Origin of the sequence: uncultured Slackia sp. (assembly GCF_944321625.1) — a bacterium.
GTDB lineage: Bacteria > Actinomycetota > Coriobacteriia > Coriobacteriales > Eggerthellaceae > Slackia.
This window is the reverse complement of the sequence record NZ_CALUMA010000064.1, coordinates 1-4304: the sequence shown is the minus strand read 5'-3', so window position 1 is coordinate 4304 and position 4304 is coordinate 1. Positions and strand designations below refer to the sequence as shown.

Below are 4304 nucleotides of genomic sequence, written 5' to 3'. Positions count from 1 at the left end.
ACGAGGCCATAGCGCGCGGCGCGTGGGAGGCCGGTGCCATGATCGGCGTGGCGTATCCCGGCACACCCTCAACCGAGACCATGGAATCGTTCGCGAAATACCCCGAGGTCTATGCCGAATGGTGCCCGAACGAGAAGGTTGCCGTTGAGGTGGGGCTGGGCGCATCAGCCGCAGGGCGGCGCGTGCTTTCCACGATGAAGCACGTGGGCGTCAACGTGGCGGCCGACCCGCTGTACACGGCGGCGTACACCGGCGTGGGCGGCGGCATGGTGATTCTGGCCGCCGACGACCCGGGCATGCATTCGTCGCAGAACGAGCAGGACTCGCGTTTCCACGCCATGGCATCGCATATTCCCATGCTGGAGCCTTCCGATAGCTCCGAGGCGCTCGCCTTCGCGCGTGACGCGTTCGAGCTGTCCGAGCGCTTCGACCTGCCTTTTATGCTGCGCTCCACCGTGCGCGTGTCGCATACCAAATGCCCTGTGAAGGTGGGGGAGCGCACCGAGGCGGCCGTCGTGCCCTACGAGAAGAACCCTGCGAAGTGGGTCATGATGCCCGCATTCGCAAAGCCGCGTCGCATCGATCTTGACGAGCGCATCGCCCGCGTGCGCGCGTTCGTGGACGAATGCCCCTACAACGTCGTGGAGCAGCGCTCTGCGGAGGTGGGCGTCATCTGCGCCGGCGCCACGTATCAGCATGTGCGCGAGGGTTTGCCCGAGGCAAGCGTGCTCAAGTTGGGCATCACCTGGCCTCTTCCGGCCGGTATGATTCGTGCGTTCGCCGACGCGGTGGATAAGCTCTACGTCATCGAGGAGGCGTCCGATTACCTGTCCACCCAGGTTCGCGCCCTGGGCGTCCAAGTGGAGCCGACCCCTGCGGGTCTTCCCGCATACGGCGAGCTCACTCCTTCTATGATCGCTCAGGCGTTCGGCGCCGATGCTCCCACCGTGCGCGAGGTTCCCGCCGGCGTTCCCGGCCGGCCTCCGGCGCTGTGCCCGGGCTGCCCCCATCGTCTGGTGTTCCGCGAGCTTTCCCGCATGCGTGCCATCGTGACCGGCGACATCGGATGCTACACGCTCGGCGCTCTGCCGCCCCTTTCCGCCATGGACACATGCGTGGACATGGGTGCTTCCATCTCGATGGCCCACGGTTTTGAGCTGGGCCTGGGCGAGGGCAAGCATCGCCCCGTGGTGGCCGTCATCGGCGACTCCACGTTCGCGCATTCGGGCATCACCTCGCTGCTCAACACGGTGTACAACTGCGGCAGCGGCACGGTGTGCATCCTTGACAACCGCACCACGGCGATGACCGGCCATCAAGGTAACCCGGTGAACGGCATCACGCTGCAGAAGCGCCCCTCGCGTGAGCTCGACCTGCCCACGCTCGTGCGTGCGCTGGGCGTCGAGGACGTTCGCACGGTGGATCCGATGGATCTTGCCGCCGTGCGCGAGGCGCTCGCCGAGGCCACCAAGTCTGACTGTTTGAGCGTTATCATTTTCGTCTCGCCCTGCGCGCTGCTCACCAAGGAGCGCAAGCCGGCGTATTCGGTGAAACCCGATTGCCGCTCATGCGGCATCTGCTCGCTCATGGGCTGCCCCGCCATTTCGCGCGATCCCGAAACGGGCAAGGCATCGGTCGACGCGTCGCTGTGCGTAGGCTGCGGCCAATGCGCGCAGATATGCCCGTTCGGCTGCTTCATCCAGGAGAAGGGGGCGCATCATGAGTAGCACCAAGACCGTCATGCTGTGTGGCGTGGGCGGCCAGGGCGCCCTTCTTGCCGCCGATATTCTTGCGCGATGCGCCATGGCCTGCGGCCAGGACGTCAAGCTGTCCGAGATTCACGGCATGGCTCAGCGCGGCGGCGCCGTAACCACCGTCATCCGCCTGGGCGACAAGGTTGCCTCCATGGTCGCCGACGAGGGCCTGGTGGACTGCCTGGTGGCGTTCGAGACCACCGAGGCGCTGCGCAACCTGCCGTACCTCGCCGAGGGCGGCAGCATGTTCGTGAGCGACGAATCCATCGAGCCGCTCCCTGTGCTCATGGGCAAGGCAAGCATGCCTCGCGCTCCGCGCAAGACGCTGCAGGAGCTGGGCGCCGCCGTCATTCCCGCGGGCGTTCTTGCCAAGCAGGCCGGCAGTTCCAAAGCGGTGAACGTGGTGCTTCTGGGCGCGCTTTCGACGCGCCTGCCGTATCCCGAGGACCTGTGGCGCGAGACCATCGCGCGCCGCGTGCCTGAACAATTCAAGGACATCAATCTGACCGCTTTCGAGCTCGGTCGCACGTGGGCGCAGGAGAACGCTCCCCGGGCGACCGCGTAAGCGCGCAAGCACGGCAATCCCGGATTCATGAAGGAGCTCCTATGAGCATTTCGCAGATCAGCGTTTTCATCGAAAGCAAGCCTGGCATGATGAAGCAGGCGCTTGACGTTATGGCTGCGGCGGGTGCGAATATCCGCGGCTACTGCGCGTCCGATACGGGCGACTTCGGCATCGTGCGCTTTGTTGTGGACAACACCGAAGCCGGTCTGAAGGCGTTGGTGGACAACGGGTTCGCCGCCAAGGTCAAGCCCGTGGTTTGCGTGCGCCTGAAGGACGACCCCGGCGAGCTGAGCCGGGCTCTGGGCGTCATCGCGCAGGCCGGCATCAACCTAGAATACAGTTATTCCCTGGTGGGGACGTATATCTGTCTCCAGGTCGAAGGCGATCTGGAGACCGTTGAGAAGCTGCTGGAACGCGAATCTTTCGAATTGGTGAATGATAATGACTTCTTTGAATAACGATACGATCCTCAACCCCGACATCGAATGCGCCAGCCGCAAGCGCATTCGCGAGATTCAGCTGGCAAAACTCCAGCGCCAGGTGAAGCATGCGTACACCAACGTGGCGTGGTACCGCGAGCGCATGGACGAGATGGGCGTCGCCCCCGAAGACATCAAGACGCTCGACGACGTGCGCAGGCTTCCCTTCACGGATAAATCCGTGCTGCGCGACACCTATCCCTACGGCCTGTTCGCCGTGCCTTTGGACGACGTGGTGAGGCTTCATGCCTCCAGCGGCACCACGGGCAAGCCTATCGTGGTGGGCTACACCAAGGGCGATTTGGACGTGTGGGCGGAATGCATCGCGCGCATCGCCAGCATGGCGGGCGTCACCTCGCGCGACCGCGTGCAGATGTCGTTCGGCTATGGCATGTTCACGGGCGGCTTCGGCCTGCATTACGGCTGCGAGCGCATGGGCTGCATGATGATTCCCGCCAGCTCGGGCAACACCGAGCGCCAGCTCATGATGATCAAAGACTACGGCTCCACCGTGCTCATCGCAACGCCGTCGTACGCCAGGCATCTCTGCGAGGCGGGCGAGGCGGCCGGCATCGACTGGTCCAAGAGCACGCTGCGCGTGGGTCTGTTCGGCGGCGAGCCGTGCACGCCTGCGCTCAAGCGCGAGATCGAGAGCCGCATGCATATCGTGTGCACCGACAACTACGGCCTGACCGAGGTCATGGGGCCGGGCGTGTCGGGCGAATGCCTCAGTTCGCGCCATCAGCAGCATATCGCCGAGGACCACTTCCTGTGGGAAATCGTGGACCCCGAGACCGGCGAGCCTGTGCCCGAGGGCGAGGAGGGCGAACTCGTGCTCACGCCGCTCGATAAAGAGGCGTTCCCCGTGCTGCGCTACCGCACGCACGACCTCACGCGCGTCACCACCGAGCCGTGCGCGTGCGGCCGCACCCATGCGCGCATGGACAAGGTGCGCACGCGTACCGATGACATGCTCATCATCCGCGGCACCAACGTGTTCCCGTCCGAGATTGAGGACGTGCTGGCGGGCATCGAGGGCGTGAGCCCTCACTACCACATCGTGGTGGACAACGAGAGCGGCCTGGATCGCATGACGGTTTCTGTGGAGCTTCTTCCCGAGGGCATGCACGACAGCTTCGAGAAGATGGATGCGTTCACCAAGCACGTCGCCGATACGCTCACCAACACGCTGCTGGTTCGTCCGCGCGTCAAGCTTGTCCAGCCCGGCGCCATTGCGCGCAGCGAGGGCAAGACCAAGCACGTCGAGGACCTGCGCAGGAAATAGTCTTACGCCCCGGTCGTCGGCTGCGGCAGGCGGCTGGGGCACGACAACGCCCACGATGCTACCGCTCGCTTCGCTCGCTATGCGCATCGTTCCGTTGGTTAGTTTTGGAGTGGTTAGTTTGCACCTTCCAGCGTTGCTTAGCCCCAGCCGCCCGCCGCAGCCGACGACCTGTCCAATTCTCATACAACCCGAGGGGAGGAGAAGTGCTGCAAGAATGTGCG

Annotated in this window: 4 protein-coding genes; all 4 read left to right on the top strand. The window is 64.5% G+C overall.

Annotation, left to right across the window (positions count from 1 at the left end; translation table 11 throughout):
• Positions 1 to 1727: thiamine pyrophosphate-dependent enzyme (locus Q0J60_RS05845; protein WP_294439452.1), on the top strand; the 1727-nt coding region annotated here is incomplete at its 5' end.
• Entirely contained in the window at positions 1720 to 2319 is a 600-nt protein-coding gene (locus Q0J60_RS05840; RefSeq protein WP_294439450.1) for an indolepyruvate oxidoreductase subunit beta, read from the top strand. The genes Q0J60_RS05845 and Q0J60_RS05840, both read left to right, overlap by 8 nt.
• Positions 2320 to 2360: 41 nt before the next feature.
• Complete coding sequence (locus Q0J60_RS05835; RefSeq protein ID WP_294439447.1) at positions 2361 to 2777, top strand: amino acid-binding protein; 417 nt, start codon at positions 2361 to 2363, stop codon at positions 2775 to 2777.
• On the top strand, positions 2761 to 4083 hold the full coding sequence (locus Q0J60_RS05830) for a phenylacetate--CoA ligase family protein (RefSeq protein ID WP_294439445.1): 1323 nt from the start codon (positions 2761 to 2763) through the stop codon (positions 4081 to 4083). Before Q0J60_RS05835 ends, Q0J60_RS05830 begins: the two co-directional genes overlap by 17 nt.
• Positions 4084 to 4304 lie beyond the last annotated feature (221 nt).

Bases quoted from the DNA above. Each gene is read 5' to 3' on its own strand.
- Q0J60_RS05840 (WP_294439450.1), top strand. From the start codon at position 1,720: ATGAGTAGCACCAAGACCGTCATGCTGTGTGGCGTGGGCGGCCAGGGC.
- Q0J60_RS05835 (WP_294439447.1), top strand. From the start codon at position 2,361: ATGAGCATTTCGCAGATCAGCGTTTTCATCGAAAGCAAGCCTGGCATG.
- Q0J60_RS05830 (WP_294439445.1), top strand. From the start codon at position 2,761: ATGACTTCTTTGAATAACGATACGATCCTCAACCCCGACATCGAATGC.